Origin of the sequence: Pusillimonas sp. NJUB218 (assembly GCF_003788685.1) — a bacterium.
Taxonomy (GTDB): domain Bacteria; phylum Pseudomonadota; class Gammaproteobacteria; order Burkholderiales; family Burkholderiaceae_B; genus Neopusillimonas.
The window spans coordinates 450,503-476,311 of sequence record NZ_NQMK01000001.1; the positions used below are offsets into that span (position 1 = coordinate 450,503).

Consider the following 25,809-nt stretch of genomic DNA (forward strand, 5'->3'; position numbering starts at 1 on the left):
TACGGGCTGGGCGAAATACATGGAGTCAGCAGGCTTTACTTTCACGTCAATCAAGACGTCGGATGTGGCTCAGCATAAGACTAGGTTGGGTGTGCCCCCCCAATTAAGCTCGTGCCATACAGCGATTGTCTCCGCGTCTGGCCAGATTGTTGAGGGGCATGTGCCGGCTAACGTTGTACACAAACTTTTGGCACAGTCGGCAACTAAGGGCGTCGCTGCGCCGGGGATGCCCGCCAACGCACCGGGTATGGGTGATCTCGATGGGAACCTTGTCACGGTCGACTTTCAAGGCAGGCCATTCTCTCGTGATTAGAGCCGTCCAAGCCGCATATTTCTTGTTTGGAGAGCATTCTTGAATGATCTCGTGAGCGTCATTGTCCCTGTCTACAACGAAGCTGAAGTGCTTGAGGCATTTCACTTGCGGCTTCGTGAAGCCCTGGATTTGATAGCAGGCATAGATAGCGAAATTGTGTACATTGATGACGGCAGTACAGACGCGTCGCGTGCGGTACTGCATGTCATACAGTCAAAAGATCCTTGTGTGGTGATCGCGCAGCTGAGTCGAAATTTTGGCAAAGAAAGTGCGCTTAGTGCAGGTTTTGATGTTGCCACTGGGGATGTGCTGATTGTGATTGATGCCGATCTGCAGGACCCACCAGAGCTGATTGACAACATGATTCAGGAATGGCGCAAAGGCTCTGATGTAGTCAACATGAGGCGAAAGAGTCGTGAAGGAGAGTCGGCCTTTAAAAAACTGACGGCACATCTTTTCTATCGGGTTATTAATCGGTTAAGCGATGTTCCAATTCTTCAGGACGTTGGGGATTTCCGTTTGTTGAGTCGTCGGGCAGCAGACGCATTGCGGTCAATGCCGGAGCGTTGTCGGTTCATGAAGGGGTTATATGCATGGATAGGTTTCCGGCAAATTACTCTAGATTATCACCGGGAGGCCAGGTATGCAGGTGCTACAAAATGGAAATATTGGGGCTTGTGGAATTATGCGCTGGACGGTATTACATCCTTCTCTACGGGGCCGTTGAAGGTGGCAATGTACGTAGGCTTGATCAGTGCCGCCACAGCATTCTTTAGCGGCATTTATTTTCTTGTGAAAGCTATTTTATTCGGCGACCCTGTTCCAGGATTTCCTACGTTGATCGCAGCCATCCTCTTTCTTGGAGGCTTGCAGTTGGTCGCTGTCGGCATAGTTGGTGAGTATGTTGGCCGGCTATATCATGAGGTCAAGGCCCGTCCTAAATACGTTCTGGATAAGGTCAGTTCTTCGGGCAGATGCAGGACAGGAGCGTGACCATAAATACATATGACATCATATTTTGCCGACATCCATTTTTTAACGTCCCATAAAGTATCGTCAATTCAAACCTGCTTGCGTAAGCGCAGAGCATTGAAGACCACCGAGGCCGAGCTTAGGCTCATAGCCAGCGCGGCGATCATTGGTGACAGCAACAATCCGCTCACCGGGTAAAGTAGCCCAGCCGCGACAGGCACCCCCAGACCGTTGTAAATGAAGGCAAAGCCAAGATTTTGCTTCATGTTGATAATGGTCTTGGTAGACAGCCTGCGGGCGATAGCTATGCCTCGAAGGTCGCCCTTTACCAACGTTACCTGGGCAGAGCTCATGGCAACGTCAGTACCCGTACCCATGGCTATACCAACATCGGCCTTGGCCAAGGCAGGCGCATCATTAATACCGTCACCCGCCATTGCGACAATATGCCCCTGGCTTTGGAGCTTTGCCACGAGATCGAGCTTGTCCTGTGGCGTGACCTCGCCATGAACCTCGCTGATATCCAGTTGTTTTGCCACAGATTTTGCGGTGGCCAAGCCATCGCCGGTTGCCATGATGATTTCGATACCCATGTCTTGAAGGCTTTTTACGGCCTCAGGTGTGCTCGTTTTCACGGGATCTGTAACGCTCAGAATTCCGGCAAGGCGCTCACCGACGGCCAGGTACATGACACTGGCTCCACTGGCCCGGGCGTCGTTGGCTTGTGCATCAAGGACAGTGGTGCCAACACCCCGGGCTTGCATCAGTGCTGTGTTCCCCAGTGTCAGGCGCTTGCCCTCGACGATGCCACTTACGCCGATACCGCTATCAGAACTGAAGTCGGTCACTTCGGCCAATGTTATGCCAGCTTCGTGTGCGGCAGCGACGATGGCCGCGGCAAGCGGGTGTTCGCTGCCTTGATCCAGGCTGGCCGCCAGCCGCAAGACCTCGCGAGAATCGTAATCCTGTACGCCAATGGCTCGATCGAAAGTTGGTCTGCCCTCAGTCAAGGTTCCTGTTTTATCAACAATCAGTGTGGTTACCTTGCGCATGTGCTCAATGGCGGCAGCATCGCGAAAAAGCACCCCTTGGGTTGCCCCACGGCCAGTGGCCACCATGATGGACATGGGGGTTGCCAGCCCGAGCGCGCAGGGGCAGGCAATAATCAACACTGCCACGGCATTAACCAAGCCGTACACCCAGCCGGGATCCGGGCCCCAGAGGCCCCAAACGAAAAAGGTAACGATAGAGACAAGGATCACAGCGACGACAAAATACCCGGCCACGACATCAGCCATGCGCTGCATGGGAGCGCGCGAGCGTTGAGCTTGCGCTACTAACTGCACAATCTGTGATAGAACGGTGGCGGCGCCGACTTTTTCCGCCTGAATCACCAAGGCTCCGGAGGTGTTCATTGTTGCGCCAATGACGTGGTCACCCACTTTTTTTCTGACTGGCAAGGGTTCGCCGGTGAGCATTGATTCGTCGATCAGGCTCGTTCCCTCGAGAACCACCCCGTCCACGGGGACTTTCTCGCCTGGGCGAACACGTAGACTGTCTCCCTCGTGTACGTGGCTAAGTGGAATATCTGATTCGGTACCGTCTTTGTCGATGCGTCGGGCAGTCTTTGGGGCCAGTCCAAGCAGGGCCTTGATGGCCGCCGACGTTTGTGAGCGGGCCCGCAGTTCAAGCATCTGGCCGAAGAGCGTAAGTGAAATGATGACAACGGCAGCCTCAAAATAGACTGCTACCCTTCCCATGCTCAGAAAGGCATCTGGAAAGGTTTGGGGTGCGATGGTTGCGGCAACGCTGTATACATAGGCTGCCGCTGTGCCCAGGCCAATCAGTGTCCACATGTTTGGGCTGCGGTTGCGGAACGACTGCCAGCACCGGATGAAAAATGGTAGGCCAGCCCATAGAACAACAGGAGTGGATAGAACGAGTTCCACCCAGGACTGTGCTTGCATCGATAACCAGTTCAGTTGATGGCCGAACATGGCGAGAACGGTAACAATTACTGTAAGAGGCAGTGTTCTCCAGAAACGACGTGAAAAGTCGTCCAGCTCCGGATTGTCCTCTTCCAGTGTCGGCATCACTGGTTCAAGGCTCATGCCGCAAATCGGGCAGTTTCCAGGCGTTGCTTGTCGAATTTGCGGGTGCATTGGGCAGGTGTAAAGAGTGCCGCTTTCTGCTGGTGGCTGCGAAGCATGACGGGGGCTCTGGGCATCATCATTACCCGTACCGACAAGTTCGCGAGGCTGGTGGTTACCTGCGTGATGATGCGCCGAATGGTGTTGATGGTTTGCCATGTCCAAATTATTTCGAGTGAGTAAGCGGATGAACGGGAGCTTTGTGGTGAAGATTTCTTTCTTGCCCCGGCCGCCGTGCTGGTTAAAGACAACAGTTTGATCATGACACAAGCTAAGTTGTTTTTTCTGACAATTCAATTTCATTATCATTACATTTGCGTAATATATGATGAATGTCTCTGTCGCTCCGGCCTATTCTGGACTAGGCTAAGGTGTGCTGCCAAACAGCATCGTTGGTCAAGCAAGAAATAGGGCGGGCGTTCGGTCGCCTAAAGCGTCCATCCTCGTTGCCCGACACTTTTCATGATTTTTCGGAGAGTCTTATGAAGAACAAACACGTATTAGCAGCTTCTTTGCTGGCATCCTTGATGACCCTGGCCGGCGCGAGTTTAGCGGCCCAGCCTGGCACACCGATGGACAACAGGCAAGTGCAGGGTGGTCCCCCTTCCAGTATGCCAGGGGCGGTGGGTGGGCAAATGCCAGGCATGATGGGCGGCTCTATGGCGGATCAAATGCCCGGCATGATGATGGGTGGCCGGCAAGGGATGGGCGGCATGATGGCAGGATGCCCAATGATGGGCGGAATGACGGGAGTGTTGACCCCACAGCAGCAAATGCAGATGCATGCCGAGATGATGCAGGCTATGGGACAAATTATGGAAAAGTACGCTGGGGAGGCGGGAAAAAAGCCTAATTGATTTAGTTGATTTTTAGATAAAATTTTTACGAAAATTTTTTCGTAATGGCAACTGAAAAATATTTAGTCGGCCTTGAATAATCCCCGCAACCCGCATAAACACTGATGATTGGGGCAATTTCCGATACCCGGAACTCCCGGTTTGTTGTCCAATGGAGGTTGCTTTCTGGGAGTTTTACCGTCATGTTTGCCTGCCCCGCCACCGATGACTTTTTTCGTGCCCGTATCGACCAGATGATCGACCTGCGCCATCCGCAGGCAGTGCTGGCCTCGCGCATGTCGTGGCAGGAGATTGAGGCGGCGGTGGCGCACCGGCTCGTGCGCAAGGCGCACGACGGCGTGGCCATGCCGGACCTGGACTTGTTTGGCGAGAAGGTGCAGCGCCAGGTGTCGCGCAGCAATGCCGGGCGCCCACGCGTGCCGCTGCGGATCATGATTTCGCTGCTGTATCTGAAGCATGCCTTCAACGAGTCGGACGAGGGTGTGGTTGAGCGCTGGGGCGAGACGCCAACATGGCAGTTCTTCGCAGGTCAGGCGTACTTTGAACACCGCCCGCCGTGTGACGCCACCACGCTGGTGAAGTTTCGCAAACTGCTGGGCGAGGACGGTGTAGAAGAGTTGCTGGCCCAGACCATCAATGTGGCCGTCGAGCTCAAGCTCATCAAGCCGCAGGAGCTCAGTCGAGTCATCGTGGACAGCACGGTGCAGGAGAAGGCCATCGCCCACCCGACGGACAGCCGGCTGCTGGAGACGGCACGCATCAAGCTGGTGGAAGCGGCCAAGGGTGCCGGCATTGCGCTCAAGCAGACCTTTGCCAAGGAAGGTGCGCAACTGAGCCGCCAGGCCGGGCGCTTCGCTCATGCACGCCAGTTCAAGCGGATGCGCCGGGCGATCAAACGTCAGCGAACCATCGTCGGGCGGCTGGCCCGCGAGATCGACCGCAAAGCCAGTGCGATGGGGCAGGCCGTGCGCGAAGCACTGGACGAGGTGTTGGGCAAGGCCCAGCGTATTGGGGCTCAGATTGCCCAGCGCACGACTGTCGACGGCCAGCCCAAGCTGTACGCCTGGCACGCCCCGGAGGTCAGCTGTATCAGCAAGGGCAAGGCGCGCCGGCCTTACGAGTTTGGCGTGAAGGTGGGCATTGCCAGCACCTTCAAAGGCAACCTGATTGTGGGGGCTCGGGCGTTTCATCGTAATCCGTATGATGGCCACACGCTGAGTTCCCAACTGGAGCAGGCCAGTATTCTCATGCAGGACTGTGCCGCAGTGCCGGAAACGGTCTTTGTTGATCTGGGCTACCGGGGCGTCGATGCCGACAATCCCGGCGTACGCGTGGTGCACCGGGGCAAGCCGAAACGGTTGACGGCACAGGAAAGACGGCAGCTCAAGCGACGCCAGGCCATCGAGCCGATCATCGGACACCTGAAGGCGGATCACCGGATGGACCGCTGTCACTTGAAGGGCGAATACGGCGACCGGCTGCACGCGGTGCTGTGCGCGGCGGGCTACAACATCAAGTGGCTGCTGCGCATGATCGCCAAGAAGGGCGTGCCCTTCCTGAGGGCGCTTTTTTTGCGCCTCGTGAAAGGCACGATGCCACGCTGGTTCTGGCTAGCCTTCGCCGCGAGTCGGCCTGTCGAGCGCTTGAATGACAGTCTCGGCGTTCGAAAGAAGTGGCTATTGGCGGCGTGAAAAGGGGCGCTGAGCGCTCAAATGAATATTTCAGGGACGACGAGTTAGGGGCTCCCTTCGAGATAGCCTTGCAGTGCTATTGTCTTTCTCTGACCAGTTGAATGAAGTCATGAAGACTGAGAAGCCATGGCCGCTGGTGCGTTGTGTACGAGGTATGCACTGCCTCCGGAAGCACGAGCGTCAGCCTCTTGTCGCGCATCTCGCTTGTCTGCGCGACTGAAATGCTGGGCTCAAGCGTCAACAGGTGCTTGTCCTCTATGCGGTCGGCTTCGGCGAGTACCTGACGCCATCGGTCTTTGCAAGTGGATTTCACCCCGAGCATCGTCAAGCGTCTGGTGTCGAAGTGCGGATTCAGGTACTGCTCGATTCCGGGAAAGACAAAATCGGGTTTCGACTTGTTTTCGGTGATTTTTGTGCGGTCATGGCGGATGTCATGACGGATGAAAACTTCTTCCAGGTGGTTCTCAAGTGCGTGCCCGACCCGGCTCTTGCGTCTGTTCTGTACTGACAGTGAAAAGGCGAGGAATCCGTCGACGTCGTTTTCAAAACCCTCGGTCAGGCGATCCGCAACGATGTGCCGCTCAAGTGTGCGAAAAAGTTGCTCTTCACGGACCATCCACGCCATCAGAACGCCATCAGGGTCGTCGCGTGGATCCAGCTGCGAAACAGTGCTGCGTGCGAACGTCGAGAATACTCGCGTTGTCGGAAACTTGCCGCCAAACTGTTCAAGCATTATGTCAAGGAAGTCATCGGTCTCCTCGTCCTGAACGACTCCGATTTGTTCAAGAATGAGCCTGGATGCGAACTCAAGCTTGATATGGTCTGATTCTGTTTCTGCCTTTATCGAAAACCCGGGACGTTCAGTATCGGCAAATCCGAACAACCATTTGATCTGGTTTGCTACCGTCGAGCCGGCCTCCGCCACTACCACCAGTACCGAACCGTCCTGCTTCAGGCCAATCACCATCAGGTCGCCAGGGCTGGCCCTTGTGGACACCTCTGTGGTTGGAAAGTAGAGCCGGTGCTCGGAACGGGTTGGATGCGCTGCGCGCGCGTCGTACCAGGTAAGCAACCCCTCTGAAATGACGGGCGCGTCGGTATCTTCATCCGTCAGATAGATGAACCTAGAGTAATACTTTCGCTTCTCGGAAGCCGTACCGAACAGTTTCTTCAGGGCTTCTACACCGTTGAGTTCGTGCTGGTTCGAGCTCACCAGGTCAGCTTCGACAGCGCTGAGGGTTTTTATTGCGACACCCGAGAAAAACTCTGATAAATAGCCTTTTTTCATGAGCCTTAAAAGTTTGTACGAGTCAGTTACTTTCTTGCCATCGTACACGACGACAAGGCATCAGGCTATGCGCGGCATGAAAGCATGCGTTTCCTTGAAGGCTGCCCGCCTGTCAAGGCTGACACCCACGGATTTCCAGTTCGGGGACGTCGCTACGTATCCATTTCGTAATCGCATCGGTCAAGGTGAGAAGCTCCCACTTACCTCGCCCTTTGAGAGCGCATTCCCACACGATGGCTACGCGCCATTCAGACTTCAGCAGGATGGAAATCGCCCGCTCGTCGTTATGCCTGTTGCGGTCAATCTTGGTTTTCCAGAAGTCGGTACGGGTTGATGGCAACCTGAAAAGGTTGCAGGTGTGACCATGCCAGAAACAGCCGTGAACGAAGACGGCAGCCCGGTAGCGCGGAAGAACGATATCAGGTTTGCCTGCCAGCTTCTTTTCGTGGAGTCTGTACCGGAACCCTTGTCTGAAGAGTTCTTTTCTGATGATGATCTCGGGACGCGTGTCTTTCCCCCGGATTCCCGCCATCATCTTGCTGCGGGTTCCGGGGGTAACGACATCTGTCATATCAGGTGAACAGCCGTTTCTGTGGAACCCCGGTTTGCTTCTCGATCAGGACCTGAATGTGCGGCTTCATGATCCGGGCGACCTCGGCGATAACCGGAACTGCAACTGCATTTCCGAACTGCCGGTATGCCTGGGTATCGGAAACGGGGATCTTCCAGCCTTCGGGAAAGCCCATCAGCCGGGCGCATTCGCGCGGGGTAAGACGTCGGGGGTTCTTGCCGGGGCCTTGATCCACGAGAATTTCCGAACCGTCCTTGTAGTATCGGGCCGACAGGGTGCGAGATGTCATTTCCCTGTTGACCAGCCCGAAGCCGAAACCGTTGCCAGCCGCCTTGTGCTTCTGCGCGTAATTTTGCAGATAGGCCCAAAGTTTGTCTGAAAGGGTGTACTTCGGAAGCACCTTGCCATCCGGTGTTGTGTACAGCCCATCGCCTGTCTCTGATCCATCCTCCGGGTGGAGAACAGTGTCCAGCTTTGGGCCCTGCCCGGGCAAGAGCAGGTCATCGAACGAGAATCCGGTGTTCTCCCGAAAGCCAACAATGATGATGCGCTCACGGTGCTGCGGCACAAAGTGCTTCGCATCGATGACTTTCGCTTCTACGGTGTAGCCAAGCTCGTCACGAAGGGTTTCCATGATGATGCGGAATGTATTGCCCTTGTCGTGGGAGACAAGGTTCTTCACGTTCTCCAGCAGGAACGCCTTCGGGCGCTTTGCGGCAATAATTCGTGCGACATCAAAAAACAGCGTGCCCTGGGTTGTACATTCAAAGCCATGGGGACGGCCAAGTGCGTTCTTCTTGGACACTCCGGCGATGGAGAAGGGCTGGCAGGGGAAGCCGGCCAGAAGCACGTCATGGTCTGGCACATCGTGCTCGTTGATTTCGGTAATATCCCCGTTTACCGTGTGATCGTCCCCGAAATTTGCCGAATAGGTCTTCTGCGACCATGTATTCCATTCGGATGTAAATACACATTTTCCGCCGTGCTGCTGAAAGCCCAGCCTGATGCCACCGATGCCTGCGAAAAGATCGATAAATGTAAAGTCGTGGCCATCCGGGGAGATCGCAGGAGCGTCTTTGACGACGATCTTCTCAAGCGCAAGACCAGCTATTGTCGAGGGGGGAACCTTGCCGGATTTCCAGCGTGAAACCGTCTTTGCATCGACGCCGAGCAATGCTGCTACTTCTTTCTGGGTGTTGTGCTTCAACGCTTCTTGAAGCAGGGCGAGTGCTTCGGTGGGGTCACCCATGATGTTCTCCGGTTCGCTGGGAATAATGGCGGACATTTTGCCATTTTTTATGCCTAGCGGCAAACTCTACCGATCCCTTCATTGTGGTACAAGCTGACACTGAGGTGGGCATTTTGACCATTGTTGCATATAACTGTATTTTTATACAGTTATATGTCGGTCATCTCAACATGCATAGTCCCTGTCCTTGTGATGGCTAGAATGGTGAATGGATGTCTTGTCGTCTCGTGCTTTATGGGGCCAGTTCCTCAACGATCCGTGTGCCCGGTCGTCAAAATGCCTTTCTCCCTTGGTCGGTTATCCCGGTCGGCCGCCACATCCACAACCGTTCGGGCTTGGCATCGGTGGCTGAAACATAGCCACCACACGTTTCCCCAGAAAAACAAAGTCAGATCGCCCCACGGGCGATAGTGGCGCTCGCCGCGCGGCCGGTGGTCGCAGTCAGGTGCTGGTGGGCCTGGTGTGCGTTGCCATGAGTACGCCGCCCAAACCGCCGACTGTACTGCAGTCCATTCCCGCTGCTCTGGCTTTCGCGGCATAAACGGCCCGCTCCCCGCGTGGCGGGTCCCCTCCATTTATTCCACGGTCCTGTTCATCGTGCCCGTACGGCAGTTCAGCACGGCAAGGCGACGAACTCACAGCAACGGCGGCAAACCGGGCCCAGCGTAGTACTGCGACAACCGCAAACCCTACAACAGGCTCGGAATCTTCAGCCCCGGTCAGCAGTGAACAGCCTTGACACCCTGAACTGATTCCACCCTGGAGGGAATACACCATGAAAGAGTACCAATCGCTTGCGCTTGCCTTGGACAACATGAACGACAGCCTGCCGCTGTATGTGAAAAGCCCGCGCGGTCGCTACCAGCCCGCACGTGACGACCAGATTCTGGCCGCAGCACGTCATGCGGCAGACAGCCTGATCAGCAAAGAGCAGGCACTGAACCAGCCCCCGGTTGTTGAGGCGTTTTTCAAGGCGAAGCTGGCCGGCCTGGGCCACGAATGCGCCGCCGTAGCGTATCTGGACCACCAGTTCAGACTGATTCGCTACATGGAAATATCGCAGGGCACCATCAGCCAGGCATCGGTTTACCCGCGTGAGGTCGTGAAGACGGGGCTTCGTTTGAATGCTTCGGCAGTGATTATGGCCCATAACCACCCGAGCGGATCGCCGACCCCAAGCCACGCCGACATCACCTTGACGACGCACCTGAGGAAGGCTCTGGCGCTAATTGATCTTCGCTTGCTGGATCACATCATTGTGACCGGCAAAGGCACGTCGTCGATGGCGTCTATGGGGCTGATTTGATCTAAGCGGGCCGGCTTATCACCGGCCCGCGTTATGAAAAGAAAAACTGTTCGGAACTTTTATGTTGCGGTGTGTCAAAACTAGTAACTCCGGAGTAAGAAGCAATCGCAACAAGACTAATAAGGGAGTTTGCAATGGAATTTTTCGCCATTGAAGATCACCTGGTTCACTGCTACACGCGGAGACAGGCGATGACCGACGGGATGCTTGTCGATATCAGCGAGGCAGCCGTCGAAGCAGGGTTCAGGGCTCCGGTCGCCATGACCAGAACCGCATGGGCCGATTGCGTGGAGTGGTCACAAGCCACGGCCGACCGCAAGGCGATATTGCAGGATGAGGAGGGCAGGCTGTGGGATGTGGTGTACATGGCCATGCTGGCTGCACGACGCAGCGAAGGCATGTCCCGCACGGTGTTCGACGTGTACCGCGTGCCGGTCACCGGGAAGGGCGTGAAGCCGCGCCGCACTACGCTGGTGATGCAGATTGGCCCCGGTGATGCCGGGGAACCCGTGATCACGATTTCGCTTCCCGGCGAAGACTGAAACGAGATACCCCGATCCGGCAGGCCCGCGAAAGCTGGGCGCCGGATCATCGAAATCATTCATAGGAACGCGACATCATGACGCATGATCTGGATAGCCTGGCGCAAGCCGTTTGGCGGTCTCATTTTCTGGGTATCTCGTACCGGCTACCGCCCATGACGGCCAAAGAGCTGGGCATACTTTGCCGCTTGCTGGAGTTTCCGGCGACACAGGACGTGGCAAACGCCAGCGGTGGTGTACTGCAATAACAACGGAAAGCGGAAAAAAGCAGGCTGTACTGGCTGGGTGCCAGCGCAGCCTTTTTTCATACATCAAGCTGAATTGTGCGCTTCGGCTGCTGGTGGTGGTATGCGTCAGTTGAATGCCTGAGTGATGCGGGGGAGGGGATGCGTTCCCTTTCTTGGCATGATGGTGACGGTGAGTGTTCCCCGGAGTTTCCGGGTCCCAGGGCATAGACCTTGCAGTCACTGACGTGCCTGCAGACGCCTTGACGTGCTGAAACGTGAAGCGTGTTTCATCCCTTAAAGGCGTCACACATGACGCACCCGGGTTGGGTGGGGGGAATGCAGGTATGGGTTGGTTCCGGGCGGTTTGCGAGCGAAATTGTTTGTGGCCGCAGCAGAGCTGGGTTATTGTTTATCCTGTTGATTTTTATAACCTATCGTGTAGGCCGGTTGTAGTTTCCAGTTCGGGCGAACCGCCGTAGTTAGGCTGCATGATTGGGCGGGTGATGAGTCCGATACGGCATAGGTATCCGCTGGATACTTGGTTGAGACAGTTTGAGACTTTCGTTGCACTCCTTGGGGATCATCCGATGAGCGAATGGATAGGGGTTGAGGACGTAGGTGCCTCTGGCGTCATGCTTGAGGTGGAATCTCTTTCGAGAGAGCAGGGCTGACTGCCTGAAAACGGCCAAAACCGGACTGTCAGATATTCAGAGGGGAAAACGTTTAAAGGGCTGCTCAAATCGTAAATCGGCTAAAAATGACACACACGTGCTCCTCAGCCGTTGAATTCGTTGATGCCAGCGAGCTGGAATGACTCCTCTCCTTTAGTTACAGAACAACGGTCTATTGGTCATCTAAGACTGGGGAACCTACTATCCGTACCCAACTTCTTGGAGCAACAGGAACAAGCTCAATGTCACTTTCTTCTTACAACTTACCCGCGCCATCCGATTGGCAGGCATTCGAGCGCTTCACTCGCGATCTATTCAGCGCCGTCTGGAACGACCCGCGTGCCCAGATGAATGGCCGTAACGGTCAGCCGCAATCAGGCGTTGACGTGTTCGGCATCAATGTGCGAACCGACTCCCTCGAAGGGGTTCAGTGCAAAGGCAAGGACGCCCGCTATGGGCACAGCGTCACTATCGATGAGCTCAAGAGCGAGGTGAGTAAAGCGCTGACATTTTCCCCGGCGCTATCTCACTACTACTTGGTGACCAGCGGCGTTGCAGACGTAAAAGTGCAGGAGGAGGCGCGCCGCATCAACGACACGCATAAGAAGGCAGGGCTGTTTGGCGTTGACGTCTATAGCTGGGACCAGTTGCTGGCGCATCTGCAAGACTACCCTAAAGTTGCCCGTAACCACTACCGAGCGCTGCAGGTGGCCCTATCCGAAATACATGAGCCGGCGGAGCTTATTGCCATTTGCCATCAATCCTTCCAGAACGCGAACGCGCAGTTCCAAACCGTGGATGCAGTCGCCGCAGCGGAGGGTTTTTACCCAATCCAGATGGACGCCTCAATGCACTACGAATCCGGCGTGCTAGACGTGAAAGCTGCGCTCGCCGGTCAGCGCAACTTGTTCCGCGACATCACAGGCCAAATTAGAGCCCACCCGGATGCGATGGTGGCCTATTTCGGCATCGCGCACATTCCGCTGACGATGCACGCTGGAACTGCCGCGTCGACCAAAAAGGCGATTCGGCTGTACGAGCTAGATGCAACCACAGGGCAGTGGGAGGTGCTACGGGAAGAGCCTGGGCCAGATCTCGGTGTGGAGTTGGTGGACATGGGCGGCCCGGTAGGCGGACCTCACGCCGTCATCCAAGTCGAGGTGAGCGCGCGAGTTGCCAAGAGTGACATCGACCAGACCATCACGCAGCCGTATCGGCACCTCGTCGTTCGCATTGCGGAGCCAAAGCGTGGAGTCGTAATGCACCACGATCAGGCGCGCGCCGTGGCAAACAAGTTTCGGGAGGCGGTCGACCAAATCCACAACGAGAACCCCGGCAGTACGCAACACATCTTCGCTGCCACCCCAGTGTCCGTTTCGTTCCGCCTCGGCCAAATGGTAAGTCAGACAATGCACCGCTCGGTGCTTGTCTACAACTACTCACAACGAAGCATCCCGCCCTACCAGTGGGCTGTCGATTTGGTTGCCGCGGACGGAGCTCCCGACCAACTCTGGATTTCAGAAGGAAAACCTCGTGTTTGATGTATCCAAAGAACTGAACGTCTTTTACGAGAGCCATGTCCGCTTGAGTACCGACCTACGCAATGACTTGGGGCGCTACCGAGAATTGAACCTGCAGAGGCTTACGGACGGCTTAAAGGTGCTAGGCGACAAGAAAGGTGTGATCTTCAACAGATTTGTCGATAACAAGAATCAGGGCAGCTACGCAATGCATACCCTGAATCAGTGCGTGCACACTGATTACGACATCGACGTGGCCGTCATTTTTGAGAATGACGACTTGCCAGAAGACGCTGCGGACGCTCGTAAGCGGGTGCGTGATGCTCTGGCTGAGAAATGCAGTAACTTCACAAAGGAGCCAGAAGCGCGCAAAAACGCGGTAACCATCTGGTACGCAGAGGGCTACCACATCGACTTCGCGGTCTACCGGCGCAGAACAAATTGGCTGGGCGACACCGTCATTGAACACGCCGGTGGCGATGGTTGGACTGAGCGCGATCCCTTGTCTTACACGAACTGGTTCACCGATAAGGTGACCACAATGAGCCCGCACACGACGCTTGAAAGCCTACTCGGTACGAAGGTCACCGTGTCTAAGCAGCAGCTGCGGCGTATAGTTCGCTTCGTAAAGGCCTTCGCTAGGTCGCGCTCATCCTGGGCGCTGCCCGGCGGCATCATCATCTCGACTCTGGTCTGCGAGGTTTACAAATCCCATCCAACGCGGGATGACGTTGCATTGCATGACACGCTGAAGGCGCTGCTGACCCGGCTGAAGGCCAACGTGCATGTCGACAACCCTGTGCAACCCGGCATGAGATTTACAGCTTACGAGCGCCGGTGCAAGGAGGTCGAGCGCCTGCGAGACTGCCTTGAGGAGAAGCTTCCAAGCCTAGATGTTCTACACCGTTCGGACTGCACGGCACTCCAGGCCTCCGCCGCATGGGATGCCATTTTCTGGCACGACTTTTGGGCAGAGCAAAAGCACGCGGCCTACTGCGCCCCTGCTACTGAAGGAATCTCCGTCGAGTGCTGGCTGGCTAGGAATGAAGGGGGGGCTGTATTCAAAAAGCATCGCAGCGATTCCACGCCGTTACCCAAGGGCTTGCATCTACGGTTCACGGCAAAGCCGGAAGGCATCGTACCGCCATATACCATTCGCTGGTCCGTCCAAAATGAGGGTCATGAAGCCCAGGACGCTGGGCAACTGGCTCACAACTCGGTGAAGTCGGCGAACGAGCCGTACTGGACGTCAACGGCATTTAAGGGTCGACAGAAGATGATTTGCGAAGTGCTGAAGGACGGAGTCACCGTGCGTAGAACCGAACACTACGTGCGCATCGGTACTAGCCGATAGCCTAGATGTTCCCTGGGGTCATAGTAGTGAGGTGTCTAAATCTAGACTTGATCTGACTAATACTGTCAGGCAGGAAACGACCTAAAGCGGAAGTTCCAATATTTGCCGTGAGCGTCTGGTAAAAGCAGCTTTTAGTCATCCGAGATCTGCGACGCAACAGCCGTTGTCAGACTGAATCAAGCATGCGAAATACGAAGAATTTTGAAACAGCATCATAGCCTGGTGGGGCCCAGACAGGCTGGTCTACCTATCAATTCAGGACTTCATTGATCTCAATTTCAAGTGCTGCACGGACTTTCCCAACACAGGTCGTCGGGTATCAGTTGAATGACATGGATGTTGTTATGCAATCATGCCCGTCAACCGAGCCCGGCAGAGGGGCGATTATGTTGTGATTTGACCGACTTAATCCCTGCTTAAAGCGCCTTAAGCGTCAGTTCGTGGACTATGGAGGTTTATTCGGTTACATTTGCTTTCGTTGCCCGTCTGTAGGAGACGGGTAGACGATATGGAGGCCGTTTGTCGACCATCACTGCCACTGATCTCGAATCTGCCCTAACGGGAAATCCAGAAGCACTAGAGGTTCATCTTACGCTAGTGGAGCGAGACGTCCCCATTGAGGGACATTCAGTCAAGATTCACTGTCACTGTCTTTCGGTGGATGGGAATGGTCGTGTTCAACCGCATCGACTGGCGGAGTTCATGCGGAACGCCGTCGTTGACTATGCGATCCCGCGCTCGAAACTCGCCGATGCGAAGGCGCGCGATCATAGGTTCAATAGCACTGAGGCAGTCGCCGAACTCGTCGAGCGGGCCAAACGCTCATTTACCGATTTGGCGAACACCGGCGAGGGTGGCGAGATGTTGCTGTTCCTACTGGCGGAGCGCTTCCTCAAGTTGCCACAAATTCTTTGCAAGATGGATCTCAAGACGGACACGCGAATGCACTATCACGGCGCGGACGGAGTGTATGCCGGGGTGACACCAGAAGGAGTATTAAAGCTCTACTGGGGTGAATCAAAAATCTACGGTGATGCGAGCGCTGCGATTCGTGCCTGCCTTAATTCCCTCGGCCCCTTCCTGATCGAACTCGAACACGAGGAGGCAGAGCGGGAGCGCGACCTGATGCTCCTGAGCGACAAGGCCGACCTTAGTAACCCAGCTCTCACCGATGCGCTCAAGAACTATTTTGACAAGTCGTCGGTCATGTCGAAGCGGGTCCAATATTGCGGCGTGGCCCTTGTAGGCTTCGACGCACCATTCTACCCAGAAGCCGATGCGAAGGCTGTTGCTGAGGAGATAGTCAAGGCATCCCGCACGGCACTTACTGGTTGGAGCAATAGCATTGGGGAACGGCTCAAATTGGAGAATCTTGACCAGATGGAAATCGAGATGTTCTGTATCCCTCTGCCTTCAGCCGAAGGTTTCCGCGCCGCATTCCTCAAGGCGATGGGGATCAAGGAACAATGAGCCTCGCTGACCTCCAATCCTGGCTGCTCCAAGAAGGCGTCCGAGACGATCTCGATGCAATTACCCGACTCACAGTACGCCACGAACTAGATAATCTGGCGCCAGACCCGTCCGCACCGTCCGCCACGGCGATTGATTGGCCCAGATTGTTGCTCGCTGGCAGCATTCTGGCGCGATCCGATCAAAGGCACGATCAAGAAGCCGCGCTCCGGATCGCAACCGCTGCAATTTCTCTGACGGACGGTCAAGCACTCAACGACGCAGGTGCCGTCCTCTTGGGTAAGCTTTCCAACTTCCGGGCCATCGCGTTAGCCACGAATCGGGGCCTGCTGACAGCTGACCTTGACGGGCGGCTGGGCGTCGGGTTGCGTCTCGAAGCTCAGCGCCGCGAGATGGACCGTTCCATCTTGGTGCAATCGAGTGGTGCTTGGCTACAAGTAAACGATTTTCAGCAACGCTTCTGGAGCAATGCGGGAGGGGAACGCTGGCTCTCGGCATCCGCGCCTACCGCCTCTGGCAAGACGTTTCTCGTGCTTCAGTGGCTGATCGACCAAGTGATTGCGCGTGAGGCGCGGGTGGCCGTCTACCTCGCGCCGACCCGCGCGCTGGTCTCCGAGATAGAGACCAGTCTCAAGAGACTCCTAGGTAATACCGAGGAAATTGAGGTGTCGTCTCTTCCCCTTCCCGATAAGTATAGAGTCGCTCGCGCTGGCGGCGCGCGAGTGATTCTCGTATTCACACAGGAACGGTTGCACTTTCTCGCCAACGTCCTCAGTGACGTGCTTTCGATCGATCTGCTCATCGTGGACGAAGCGCACAAGATCGGTGACAACCAGCGCGGCGTGATTTTGCAGGATGCAATAGAGCGGGCCACCCGTGCTAACCCAAAGTTGAAGGCTGTATTTATCAGTCCGGCGACCCAGAACCCAGAAGAGCTACTCACGGATGCCCCCGATGGTGTACAGACCGTCGCCGTCGATAGCGACTTCTCCACCGTCCTTCAGAACCTCATGGTTGCGACCCAGGTACCGCGAAAATCGAAGCTCTGGACGCTTACTCTTCGACAGGAGGGAGCAACACTTCCGGTAGGGACTCTACAGCTCGCGAGCACGCCGGATGGACTCAAGAAGCGCCTTGCGTTCATCGCCGCGGCTGTCGGTGAGAGGGGTGGTACGCTCGTCTACACGAATGGCGCCGGAGAGGCGGAAGAGGTCGCCGATCTGATCAGTCAGCTCGTCCCCAAGCTTAGACCCGTCGATTCGGAGCTCTTAGAACTCGCTGAACTTGCTCGGAAGGGCGTGCACCAGGACTTTCGGCTTGCACCGTTAGTTGAGCGAGGGGTGGCGTTTCACTACGGCAACATGCCATCGCTGCTCCGGCTAGAGATAGAACGGCTGTTCCGTTCAGGAAAAATTCGCTTCCTTGTATGTACCTCAACTCTGATCGAGGGCGTGAACCTGTCGTGTCGCACAATAGTTGTGCGTGGACCGCGAAAAGGGAAAGGCCATCCGATGGAGCCGCACGACTTCTGGAACTTGGCTGGCCGCGCAGGCAGATGGGGAGATGAGTTCCAAGGAAACATCATCTGTATCGATCCGGAGGATACGCAGGCTTGGCCCAGCGGTGTGCCCAGCCGCGCGCGCTACCCCATTAAGCGCGAAAGCGACGCTGTTCTCGACCTTGGCGACGGTATGGCGGACTATCTATCCGAGCGTGGATTATCGGATATTTCCAGCATTGAGGATACGGATAAATTCGAACAGGTTGGCGCCTATCTGCTCACCACGTTCATGCGGCTTGGCTCTATATCAGCAGCTAGCCTCTCGAAGCGCCATGACGCTGCGTCGATTGCGAAGCTCGACCAGGCTCTCGGTGCCTTGGCAGCGCAGATCGAAATCGACGTTGATCTGGCGGCTCGGCATCCAGGGGTTAGCGCGGTTGGCCTTCAGCGCCTTCTTGAAGCTTTCCGTTCATATGGCGGTGATGTCGAAAACCTGCTCCTGGCCGAGGTGGCGAGCAATGACAGTTACGACCGGTTCATAACGATTATGGGAAGGATTAACAAGCACATGTTTCTAGCCTTCACCCCCGAAAGCCGTATTAGGCTATATGCGTTGATCATCTTCAAATGGTTAAAGGGGTATTCGTTGGCTAAGATCATCCGAGATAGCATCGAATGGCACCAAAACACCGCGAGATCTTTCAAGCTCCCGGACTTGATCCGCGGCACGATGGAATTGGTGGAACAGATCGCCCGCTTCAGGGCGCCAAAGTACCTTTCAGCCTATATGGATGTACTGCACCTGCACCTGCGTGAGATTGGCCGTGAAGATTTAATCGACGACGGTTTGGATATCGGAACGCAGCTTGAGTTCGGCGTTTCGTCGACGACACTTCTCTCGCTCATGGAGCTTGGCCTTTCCCGCATGAGCGCTGTTGTTTTGTACGAAAAAATTGCCCGCGACGACCTCAGCAGAGAGGAATGCGTGGCGTGGATCGCCGAGCGTGTGGGGCAACTCCAAACAATGGATGTCCCAGCCATCATCATCCGCGAGGTGCGCGAACGTCTCACGCTGCCTGGCGACATAGCCTCGTAATACCACCACTGAATTGGAGGTTACGCATGCCCGCAAAGCCCATTGCCCTCGGCCCATTGCAGTTCGACAGGAGGGGGGATGCCGTCAAATACTTGAAGGCGATGCTCCACCGGTATGACGTGGGCGATCGAGTCAGCGCCGACGACGCAGTGATTCTACGAGCGGCGCTGGAGCGCCATCCAAATGCCGCCGCAAAAATTGGTTGCGGCATTACCGACTTCAGTGTTCGAACTGCTGACTTCGGCACAAAGTGCTTCTGGGTGAATCGTACTGATGGAACGACCGAAAAATTTTCCATTACCGGCTCCATCCACGGTAGTTAAGCAAGATAGCGTTATCCGCACTCGTCCAGGGCACTAAAAGTGATAGATCATATGCCTAATCAGCTGTCATCTTGCACTTGCTTGCAGACTGCGGGAAATTCGGTAATGCGTGCGGGGAATCGAACGCAAAACTGAACCCTAAAACAGGTCGGGGAAAGTCGCGCACGTTGGAGCTAGGCGGCGAGTGACAAACGTGCGTTCGACACTTAGCCGGACGCGATTTGCCGGACCACCGTCGGCTCCCGCAGCAAAGTAGACAGTGAGCGGCGTCTATCGAATTTACGGTTCTGGCCAATTGTAGCCAAACAGACAGCCGGCTCCGACCCTAAGCAGACGTTGAAGCAACTGAGCAGCTCGCTGGAGGATCTACCTCCGAACCGGCCTCAGCGAAGCTCTTGCCCGAGACCTAGAACCAACCGATACCAGTTCTCCCTACATCAACTCAGGGCTTGCCCATGGCGCGCTGGCTCAGAGAACATAGAGCCCGTGTAAGAGACTTCTTCGCAGCAGAACCGGCCTTCGGTATCGGCAAAAATGTCCAGCATACTGCGTCGCTTGGAAAGCGGCTTGACGTCGAAGAACATCTGCATTCCAACGAGATACCGCTTTGAAAATTCCTCCAACGAATAACTCAGGAGGTGAATGTTCTCGACATAGCTGCCCTCGTGGATGTTGAAGGAACCCACAAGGATCTCCACGGTGTCGGCGCTAATACCGCAATAGAACTTGGCGTGAAAGTCCGTTTTGAAGAACGCCTTCTTCTCATCTAGTGTGGCAAGTGTTGGGTTCAACAGACCCCAACTCTTCAGGAATTCAACGTCCATCTCCGTATCCTTTGCCGCTTCCTTCAGGAGATTAAAGGTTGCCTTACGAGTGATGAGCAGGGTCTTCGCAGGATCGGTGTACTTCAGAACCCAGTTCCAGAGGTTGGGAACCTTTTTCTTCGCACCCGGAAAGTTGAATCCGATGAAGGGCGCAGCCAGCAGAACTGCGCTGTGGCTGGCCCGCCATCGAAGGAGAAGCTTTTCCAGGATCGCGATGCAGTCGTCGCGCGAGAAGATGCCATCAACATCTAAAGTCTTATTGCCTTCCGAAAAAGGTGCGGTGGGGGCAATGTCGATTAGCCAGTAGTCTGCCGCCCGTTCAGCGACGGACTCCGCGAAATATCGATAGAAGCGAGCTTCATGGGTTCGACCACAAGTGCATGGAGTTGCAACGCGGGCGCTGATGCCTTCTGGAGCCCCTCCGCGGCTGTTAGCTAGGTACCAGTTCAGGTAGGTTGCGAATGCAGAGTTGATCGATTCCAGATGGTCGTTCAGCGCCTCATAGGCTTTTGCGTCCAGTTCCGTCCCGCATGCAGTGCATCGATACAACGCTCGAGATGCGAGGTCGTAGAAGTCTTCGAGCTCTCCATGGGTTATCAGCAGCATTCGTTCCGCGGCCTGGCCTATGTCGGCCACTCCATGCTTGGCAAGGGTATGCGCTCGGTTGTTAATCTCGTCGTCCCAACTATCAATAATGGTTGCGCCAGCCCCGACGCTGGACGCGTCGTCAGGATTCTTCACTTCTAACGGAAAGAGCGAAGCGCACGCATTGCACTTCAATACCCACCCACCGGAATCATTGACTCCGCCCGGGTAGCGCCCGACCCTCAGATTAATGTTCGCCCCGCAGCTTGGGCACTTCGCAATCTCGTCTCTATGCACGGCGTTCATTAGATTCTCACGATTGTTTTTTCACTCTTGCACGCGTAACCCACCCAAGTTGAGCAGCGAAAGATCGCTCCGGGGGCCGATCGCTACCCAGGCGAAGGCTTTCAACGGCTGCTTCTGGTCTATTGTGTTGAAAAACTCTATTCGGCACGCTCGAATTTGGACTGAGAAAGAATCGACCTTCCAGAATCGCGCATATGCCGCGATCTAACGTCAGGTAAGGGGTCAAGCACTCCTTCGGATAGTTAAAAAACTGTTGGTTTGGAGTTTTTCAACACAATAGGCCGAAACCTGTCACACCAATCATTCGGCGGTCACGTGCCGAGGAGCATTGGATTCCCTATAAAATCGCATCAAAAAATGAATCAATGTTTCCTCTTTTTACTTCATCCCTCCCGGCCAGATCAATAGCCAGACCCTTCGTTCTTTCCGTCGCCACTGCTTCCGGCAACTTCGCCACATCATTCGTAAACACCTTCACACTGTGCCTCTCCCGCGAAATGCTCACGTAGTAGGTATCCTGGGCCGTGGTCCGGCTATGGCTTTCAGCGTTGTACAGCACACGGTCACAGGTCAATCCTTGCGCACTGTGGGCCGTGGTGGCATAGGCGTGATCCAGGTGTAGTGGTTGGCCAGCTGGCAGATCAACCCGGCGATTTCCGGTCTGAACGGTCACATGCGTGTCTGACACGTGCACCACCTGGAGCCTTTGCCCGTTCACCAGATCCAGCTCGGCGCTGTTGCGCGTGATGCGTACCCAGTCGCCGGGTGAGAGCTCGGCCCGGTGTTCGCGGTACACCGACAGCTTCGACAGGCTACGCAGGTTGATATCAATGGCTTGGGATGCATCCTTGCCGTAAGGCACCACACTGATCCGGTCAGCATGCTCGTCGCAGCGCTTAACCTGATACAACCGTCCGCGCTGCAGGCCGCAGCGGTAGTCGCGTTCGGGCTGGATGATGTCGCCCACGGTGTAATACTTTGCGCAGCGCCGCTCGGCGCGGGTGGTGTCGTGGCGGGTCAGCAGGGTGAACATCTTGCCTTGGCCTTTCAGGCCCAGCAATTCATGCACGCGCTCGTTGATGGCCTGGCGTGACGCATTGGTGCCGGTCACGATCAGGGTTTTACCCTGCTCCAACGCACTCAGAGCGGTGTATTCCTGAGCAATCGCGTTGTATCTGTCCTTTCCATCACGGGTTTTTCCGCCATGTTCATCAGTGGTTATGGCATCCGGAATGCACATCACGTCATCAAGCAGTTTCAGCGATTCGCTCGCCCGGCCGGTGGCGGCCAGCGTCACGGCCTGGCGCAGCCGTTCGCTTTGCTGGCGTTTTATGTCGCTCATCACCACGGTTTTCATGCCCTGTTCCTGCAGCAGGGCAAAGGCGCGGCCGGCTTCCACCGCTTTGGTTTGTGCGGTGTCGCCCAGCGTCACGATCTTGGCGCCGGTGGCTTGCACCTGGGCCAGCAGCTTGTCCATCTGGCGCACGGGAATTACCCCGGCTTCGTCAATCACCACCACGGTTTTCGGGCCCATGTCGTGTCTGGCCCGTCGCTTGTTGCGGGCGTTCAGGAAGGCCGACACGGTTTGGGCGGCAATGCCATCTTCGCGAAGATTGTTCACCTGGCTGCCATAAGGGGCCAGCGCCTCCATGCTCAACCCCTGGCGCTGCAGCAGTTCCTTGGCCGTCTGCAGGGCATACGACTTGCCTGTGCCCGCCATGCCCTGTATGCCGGTGATCTGGTTCGGGTGATTCAGGATCAGTTCTACGGCTTCGCGTTGGCCGGCGGTCAGGCCCTTGTCTTGCAGGGCATCTTGTAGAATTGCAGAGGGCATGACGGGTTGCACGGCGCCACGGCCTTGCCGCTCTGCCTGAACAATGCGTTGTTCTGCCTCCAGGGCTACACGGGTGGCATAGGTGGGCTCATCAAACACCAATCGGCCTTCACGTATGGCGTTGTCTATTGTCTCAAGGGCATCGCCATAGGTGCGACCATGTTCGGCCACCAGCAGTGTTGCCCAGCCTTCGCGGGTGCGAGGTGTGTCCTGCCTGTCTTGCGCGGGCCGGTAGTGCGGGGCATTGCTCAGCAGTGACCCCTCATCCAGCCGGCGTTGCACGGCTTTCTTCACATCCAGCGGGCTGATGCGCCCGCTGGCATGGCGCACGGCCATGGCCAGAAGGTCAGACTCTGGCATTAGGCTTTCGCGTTCGGACAGGTGTTTGATGGCCCAGACCAGCGCCGCATTGGCCACAAAATCTGCCGGTTCGCGTTTTGAATCGGCCGTGGCGGTCGATGCCGCTGCACCGTTCTCTGGAAGGGCGCCAAACGCCATGCCGGCTTCGCGTGCCTGGGTCACCCAGTGCTGGAACAGCTCGTTGCGGCTCAGCTCAGCCGTTTTCTGCTGGCGGGTGGCGAGCGTCAGCATCTGCCGCTGTGCATGGCTGGCTGATTCGCGCTCCTTGCCGCGCTGGGCTAAGGCCGATTCCACCTGGGCGCTGCGCTTGCTGAACACGTCAATTTGTTCGCGACTGATGTGGGCCAGTTCGATATGATTCTTTTCATACCGCACGCCATAGCCCAGTTCGCGCACGCGCTTGTCCAGTTCGGCCATGTACACGGCATCCTGCAGCTTGCGCAGTTTTACGATCTGTTCGTTCGACAAGGCCACCCAGGTACCATCCTTGCGCTGGGTAGCGTTCATGATCACGGCATGGGTATGCAGGTTCGGATCGGGCGGGGCGTTCGGGGTAGGGCGGGCTGTTTCATGGCGGAAGGTGGCCACAATCAGGTTGTCGGTCTGTTCCACCCGGGTTTTGCCGTGGTCTTTCTGGCGGGCCTGGGTCAGGTGGCTTTCGATGTAGTTCAGGGTGTGGGTAACCGCTGCATCGTGGGCCTGCACCAGCCGCGCATCGGTGCCCACCAGTGCCTGCAGGGTCAGGCTTTTGGGGGCACTGAAGGTCAGGTCGATGCCGGCACGGGCGCGGCTGTCCTTGCGGATGGAACGACCGGCGCGCACGCCTTCACCGAATTCCCCGCGCAGCATGGCGTGGAACTGCTTCACATCCACAGGCCCGCTCACGCCCAGGCGACGCGCGCCCTCGCCATGCCAGGCGGTGGCGCCGGCATCGCGGCTGTAGTAATCATCGGCTTGTTCGCCGTAGTAGTGGGTAGCCCGGTCGGCCTCGGCCCGGTAAAGAATGCTGTAGGTAATCATGCGCAAGGCTCGCAAGGGAATGACGTGAGAAAAAGACATGACACATGGCGGTCATGTGTTGACCAGTGAACCTTGCTCTCTAAGGGAAAACCCGGTTATAGGCAGGTTCTACACACAGTTATCCACGGTTTTTGTGGATAAGCCGGTTGGTGTTGACGATAACGCTGGCGGATGGATGCGCTGCAGCTGGGCCGATTCCTGGAACGGATCGGTGCGCTGTGCAAAACGGGTGAACTGCATGGCCACCTTGGCAATAGGGTGATTGCCGGCGAAGGCGACATACCCTGTCAGTTCAGGGAAAGACTGGATTTCCGACGGGGTGACCACGCGTTCAGTGCTGCGCACCAGGCGGTCTGACGTGTTGCGTGAGTCAACCGATCGGGACACGCTGTAATCCGGGCGAATCACTTCGTGCTCACCCAGGCTTTTGCTCATGTCCTCGGCGGTTTGCGGGTCGGTGCGTGAGCCGCCCAGCACCACCAGATTGCGAAACGAAGCGCGCAGCGTCTGGGCCATGGTGCGCCCGTAGATGTAGTCCAGCTGCGAGGTGCTTTGCAGGCCGGCCACAATGCGCAGCCCGTTCTTGCGGCCTTTGGTCAGGCCGGCTTCCAGCGAGGGCAGGGCTTCCAGGCTGGCCAGCTCGTCGATGAACAGCCACCAGCGCCGGGCCCGGTCTTCGGGCATGGACAGAATCGAGGTAATGAACACGTCAGCCCAAGCCGAGACCAGCGGCTTCATGGCGCTGGCCATGTCTTCGCGCCAGTTGATGTACAGATTGCCGCCTGCCGGGTCATCCAGCCAGTCGCGTATTGAGAACCGTCCGGGTTTCATGCTGGTGTGTTCCGACAGTTTGTTCGATAGCACGAAGCGGGCCGACGACAGCGCTTTGCTGGCCTCGCTGGAGCCCACAAAGAGCGATTCGGCCAGCGTGCCCTCCAGAAATTTCTTCAGCTCACCGGGGTCTTCAATGGTGCACAGGCGAAACAGGTCCATGACGTTGGCACGCACAGGGTCGGTCTGGTACAGCTTGCGGGCCGTTTCGCGCAGCAGCAAACGCCCGAAGTCGTTCCACTCCTCGGCGTTCTTGTCCTGGCTCATGGGCACCATGGAATGAGCGAGCCGCTTCCAGTCGTAGTCGGCCCGGATTTCGTTGAAAAAACTCCAGCCTTCGCTGCGGATATCGTAGGGGTTCAGGATCACGTCGCCGTCCTTCCAGAACTTGCTCATCAGATCGCCGTTCGGGTCGATGACAATCATGCGGTCGCCCCGCTGGCAGACTGATGCGGCCAGACCGCGCAGCAGCACCGACTTGCCCGATCCGGTGGCCCCGCCAATCATCAGGTGCAGGTTCTCCAGTTTGGTGGGCATGGGGATGCCGGCCACATCCACCTGGGCGGTGCCCGCTTCCCGGCACAGGCGCATCAGGCGCGGTGCGGTGACGGACTGCGTGCCGCGAATGAAGCGCTTGTAGCCATCACCCTCAAAGCCGTCGGTACGGGTGGCCCGGCCCAGGAACACAATGCCGGCCAGCGCCAGCGCGAGGCCCAGTGCCAGGGCGCCGTACAGCCATGGATTCACGGGCGTGGCCAGCATCAGCTGCCACACGAGGGGCCAGTTCCAGGCGGTCGGGCTCAACGGGTAATGCCAGCTGGCAGCCAGTGTCCACAGGCCGCAAGGGCCGGCCAGCAACAGAAGCGCCGCGATGCGGCGCCGGGTGATGGGAGACATGAAACGGTTTCCTTTGACGAAGCTCAGCGGTGATTGGCCCGGGGAATTCGG

19 protein-coding genes are annotated in these 25,809 nt (G+C 56.6%); 12 read left to right on the forward strand and 7 right to left on the reverse strand.

Annotated elements, in window-relative coordinates:
* The first annotated feature begins 19 nt into the window (after nt 1–19).
* Together CHR62_RS02120 and CHR62_RS02125 are read left to right on the forward strand one after the other, a co-directional pair.
* A complete protein-coding gene (locus tag CHR62_RS02120) occupies nt 20–313 on the forward strand; it encodes a DUF411 domain-containing protein (protein ID WP_370318033.1) in 294 nt (97 codons plus the stop codon).
* Between the two features lie 39 nt (nt 314–352).
* Nucleotides 353–1,306 carry a glycosyltransferase family 2 protein gene (locus CHR62_RS02125; protein WP_221893400.1) on the forward strand — a complete coding sequence of 318 codons (954 nt, stop codon included), beginning with the start codon at nt 353–355 and terminating at the stop codon, nt 1,304–1,306.
* A gap of 68 nt (nt 1,307–1,374) precedes the next feature.
* Here the strand turns inward: CHR62_RS02125 and CHR62_RS02130 are convergent, their stop codons facing one another.
* Entirely contained in the window at nt 1,375–3,594 is a 2,220-nt protein-coding gene (locus CHR62_RS02130) for a copper-translocating P-type ATPase (protein ID WP_185780736.1), read from the reverse strand.
* A 323-nt stretch (nt 3,595–3,917) separates the two neighbouring features.
* Between CHR62_RS02130 and CHR62_RS02135 the strand changes: the two genes are divergently transcribed.
* Both CHR62_RS02135 and CHR62_RS02140 read left to right on the forward strand, forming a co-directional pair.
* The gene (locus CHR62_RS02135; RefSeq protein WP_123659849.1) at nt 3,918–4,292 is read left to right on the forward strand and encodes a hypothetical protein; all 375 of its coding nucleotides are present in this window, start codon (nt 3,918–3,920) and stop codon (nt 4,290–4,292) included.
* Nucleotides 4,293–4,474: 182 nt separating this feature from the next.
* Entirely contained in the window at nt 4,475–5,983 is a 1,509-nt protein-coding gene (locus tag CHR62_RS02140) for an IS5 family transposase (protein WP_233574805.1), read from the forward strand.
* Between the two features lie 76 nt (nt 5,984–6,059).
* Here the strand turns inward: CHR62_RS02140 and CHR62_RS02145 are convergent, their stop codons facing one another.
* The 3 genes from CHR62_RS02145 to dcm all read right to left on the reverse strand — a co-directional run bounded on the left by CHR62_RS02145 (nt 6,060) and on the right by dcm (nt 9,091).
* Nucleotides 6,060–7,271: a type II restriction endonuclease gene (locus CHR62_RS02145; RefSeq protein WP_123659850.1), complete on the reverse strand. Its 1,212-nt coding sequence runs from the start codon at nt 7,269–7,271 to the stop codon at nt 6,060–6,062.
* Nucleotides 7,272–7,383: 112 nt separating this feature from the next.
* A complete protein-coding gene (locus tag CHR62_RS02150; RefSeq protein ID WP_123659851.1) occupies nt 7,384–7,842 on the reverse strand; it encodes a very short patch repair endonuclease in 459 nt (152 codons plus the stop codon).
* Between the two features lies 1 nt (nt 7,843).
* Complete coding sequence (dcm, locus tag CHR62_RS02155; RefSeq protein WP_123659852.1) at nt 7,844–9,091, reverse strand: DNA (cytosine-5-)-methyltransferase; 1,248 nt, start codon at nt 9,089–9,091, stop codon at nt 7,844–7,846.
* A gap of 775 nt (nt 9,092–9,866) precedes the next feature.
* Between dcm and CHR62_RS02160 the strand changes: the two genes are divergently transcribed.
* The 8 genes from CHR62_RS02160 to CHR62_RS02190 all read left to right on the forward strand — a co-directional run bounded on the left by CHR62_RS02160 (nt 9,867) and on the right by CHR62_RS02190 (nt 19,101).
* On the forward strand, nt 9,867–10,397 hold the full coding sequence (locus CHR62_RS02160; protein WP_123659853.1) for a RadC family protein: 531 nt from the start codon (nt 9,867–9,869) through the stop codon (nt 10,395–10,397).
* 134 nt (nt 10,398–10,531) lie between these two features.
* A complete protein-coding gene (locus tag CHR62_RS02165) occupies nt 10,532–10,939 on the forward strand; it encodes a DUF6573 family protein (protein WP_123659854.1) in 408 nt (135 codons plus the stop codon).
* Between the two features lie 77 nt (nt 10,940–11,016).
* Nucleotides 11,017–11,187: a hypothetical protein gene (locus CHR62_RS15675; RefSeq protein ID WP_199722876.1), complete on the forward strand. Its 171-nt coding sequence runs from the start codon at nt 11,017–11,019 to the stop codon at nt 11,185–11,187.
* Between the two features lie 892 nt (nt 11,188–12,079).
* Nucleotides 12,080–13,378, forward strand: a complete 1,299-nt coding sequence (locus CHR62_RS02170; protein WP_123659855.1) for an SAVED domain-containing protein — start codon at nt 12,080–12,082, stop codon at nt 13,376–13,378.
* Nucleotides 13,371–14,711, forward strand: coding sequence for a nucleotidyltransferase (locus tag CHR62_RS02175; protein ID WP_233574807.1), 1,341 nt, complete (start codon nt 13,371–13,373; stop codon nt 14,709–14,711). Before CHR62_RS02170 ends, CHR62_RS02175 begins: the two co-directional genes overlap by 8 nt.
* A gap of 519 nt (nt 14,712–15,230) precedes the next feature.
* Entirely contained in the window at nt 15,231–16,181 is a 951-nt protein-coding gene (locus CHR62_RS02180; RefSeq protein ID WP_123659856.1) for a DUF1837 domain-containing protein, read from the forward strand.
* Entirely contained in the window at nt 16,178–18,778 is a 2,601-nt protein-coding gene (locus CHR62_RS02185; protein ID WP_123659857.1) for a DEAD/DEAH box helicase, read from the forward strand. The genes CHR62_RS02180 and CHR62_RS02185 overlap by 4 nt, the downstream gene beginning before the upstream one ends.
* A 26-nt stretch (nt 18,779–18,804) precedes the next feature.
* Entirely contained in the window at nt 18,805–19,101 is a 297-nt protein-coding gene (locus CHR62_RS02190; RefSeq protein ID WP_050451002.1) for a DCL family protein, read from the forward strand.
* Between the two features lie 437 nt (nt 19,102–19,538).
* Here the strand turns inward: CHR62_RS02190 and CHR62_RS02195 are convergent, their stop codons facing one another.
* The 3 genes from CHR62_RS02195 to CHR62_RS02205 all read right to left on the reverse strand — a co-directional run bounded on the left by CHR62_RS02195 (nt 19,539) and on the right by CHR62_RS02205 (nt 25,758).
* A complete protein-coding gene (locus tag CHR62_RS02195; RefSeq protein WP_123659858.1) occupies nt 19,539–20,816 on the reverse strand; it encodes a hypothetical protein in 1,278 nt (425 codons plus the stop codon).
* Nucleotides 20,817–21,153: 337 nt separating this feature from the next.
* Complete coding sequence (gene mobF, locus CHR62_RS02200; protein ID WP_233574809.1) at nt 21,154–24,069, reverse strand: MobF family relaxase; 2,916 nt, start codon at nt 24,067–24,069, stop codon at nt 21,154–21,156.
* Between the two features lie 69 nt (nt 24,070–24,138).
* Complete coding sequence (locus tag CHR62_RS02205) at nt 24,139–25,758, reverse strand: type IV secretion system DNA-binding domain-containing protein (RefSeq protein WP_123659859.1); 1,620 nt, start codon at nt 25,756–25,758, stop codon at nt 24,139–24,141.
* Nucleotides 25,759–25,809: the final 51 nt, after the last annotated feature.

Excerpts from the sequence above, each read along its gene's own strand:
- CHR62_RS02120 (WP_370318033.1), top strand. The coding sequence starts at position 20 with ATGGAGTCAGCAGGCTTTACTTTCACGTCAATCAAGACGTCGGATGTG.
- CHR62_RS02130 (WP_185780736.1), bottom strand. The coding sequence starts at position 3,594 with ATGGCAAACCATCAACACCATTCGGCGCATCATCACGCAGGTAACCAC.
- CHR62_RS02135 (WP_123659849.1), top strand. The coding sequence starts at position 3,918 with ATGAAGAACAAACACGTATTAGCAGCTTCTTTGCTGGCATCCTTGATG.
- CHR62_RS02140 (WP_233574805.1), top strand. The coding sequence starts at position 4,475 with ATGTTTGCCTGCCCCGCCACCGATGACTTTTTTCGTGCCCGTATCGAC.
- CHR62_RS02145 (WP_123659850.1), bottom strand. The coding sequence starts at position 7,271 with ATGAAAAAAGGCTATTTATCAGAGTTTTTCTCGGGTGTCGCAATAAAA.
- CHR62_RS02150 (WP_123659851.1), bottom strand. The coding sequence starts at position 7,842 with ATGACAGATGTCGTTACCCCCGGAACCCGCAGCAAGATGATGGCGGGA.
- dcm (WP_123659852.1), bottom strand. The coding sequence starts at position 9,091 with ATGGGTGACCCCACCGAAGCACTCGCCCTGCTTCAAGAAGCGTTGAAG.
- CHR62_RS02160 (WP_123659853.1), top strand. The coding sequence starts at position 9,867 with ATGAAAGAGTACCAATCGCTTGCGCTTGCCTTGGACAACATGAACGAC.
- CHR62_RS02165 (WP_123659854.1), top strand. The coding sequence starts at position 10,532 with ATGGAATTTTTCGCCATTGAAGATCACCTGGTTCACTGCTACACGCGG.
- CHR62_RS15675 (WP_199722876.1), top strand. The coding sequence starts at position 11,017 with ATGACGCATGATCTGGATAGCCTGGCGCAAGCCGTTTGGCGGTCTCAT.
- CHR62_RS02170 (WP_123659855.1), top strand. The coding sequence starts at position 12,080 with ATGTCACTTTCTTCTTACAACTTACCCGCGCCATCCGATTGGCAGGCA.
- CHR62_RS02185 (WP_123659857.1), top strand. The coding sequence starts at position 16,178 with ATGAGCCTCGCTGACCTCCAATCCTGGCTGCTCCAAGAAGGCGTCCGA.
- CHR62_RS02190 (WP_050451002.1), top strand. The coding sequence starts at position 18,805 with ATGCCCGCAAAGCCCATTGCCCTCGGCCCATTGCAGTTCGACAGGAGG.
- CHR62_RS02195 (WP_123659858.1), bottom strand. The coding sequence starts at position 20,816 with ATGAACGCCGTGCATAGAGACGAGATTGCGAAGTGCCCAAGCTGCGGG.
- mobF (WP_233574809.1), bottom strand. The coding sequence starts at position 24,069 with ATGTCTTTTTCTCACGTCATTCCCTTGCGAGCCTTGCGCATGATTACC.
- CHR62_RS02205 (WP_123659859.1), bottom strand. The coding sequence starts at position 25,758 with ATGTCTCCCATCACCCGGCGCCGCATCGCGGCGCTTCTGTTGCTGGCC.